This is a genomic window from Pseudomonas edaphica, assembly GCF_005863185.1.
In the GTDB taxonomy this organism is placed as follows: domain Bacteria; phylum Pseudomonadota; class Gammaproteobacteria; order Pseudomonadales; family Pseudomonadaceae; genus Aquipseudomonas; species Aquipseudomonas edaphica.
On the sequence record NZ_VBVZ01001103.1, the window covers coordinates 1 to 697 of the forward strand.

At 60.3% G+C, this 697-nt stretch carries 1 protein-coding gene and 1 pseudogene; both read right to left on the minus strand.

The annotated features are described in order from the left end of the window. A partial coding sequence (locus FEM54_RS33495; protein ID WP_138454393.1) for an aminotransferase class III-fold pyridoxal phosphate-dependent enzyme occupies nt 1-543 on the minus strand: 543 nt, incomplete at its 3' end. A 45-nt stretch (nt 544-588) separates the two neighbouring features. Further along, a pseudogene (locus tag FEM54_RS33500) lies at nt 589-697 on the minus strand (LuxR family transcriptional regulator); the annotation flags it as partial.

Below are 697 nucleotides of genomic sequence, written 5' to 3' on the forward strand. Positions count from 1 at the left end.
AATTGGCAGGTCGCCCTGTTCATGCATATAGGTCATGCCGCCCAGGCTCGCGCCGGCCACGGTGGAACCGTGGTAGCCATTCTTGCGGCTGATGATGGTTTTCTTGTTCGGCTGGCCCTTGACCGCCCAGTAGTGGCGGACCATGCGCAGCATGGTGTCGTTGCCTTCGGAGCCGGAACCGGTAAAGAACACGTGGTTCATGCCGGCAGGCGCGACATCGGCAATGACTTTGGCCAACTCCAGCACCGGCGGGTGCGCGGTCTGGAAGAACAGGTTGTAGTACGGCAGTTCTTTCATCTGCTTGGCGGCGGCGTCAGCCAGTTCATCGCGACCGTAACCGATCGCCACGCACCACAGGCCGGCCATGCCGTCGAGGATCTTGTTGCCTTCGCTGTCCCACAGGTACAAGCCCTCGCCGCGCACCATCACACGCGGGCCTTCGGCGTTCAGCGCCTTCTGGTCGACAAACCCATGGATATGGTGGGCCGCATCAGACTGCTGGTAATCCTCGGTGCGACGGTTGATTTGGGCGGGTAGGTTCATGGTTTCTCTCTCTTATTGGTCGTGACGCAAGGGCTGGCAAGCCACTCAGCGGTGCTTGCTCATGTAACTTTCAAGCGGGTCTTTGCTCAGCACGCCCTGGGCTTCGGCGAGCGAGTCGATGAACAAGGCAAACAGTTCCGACTGCGCGACGATA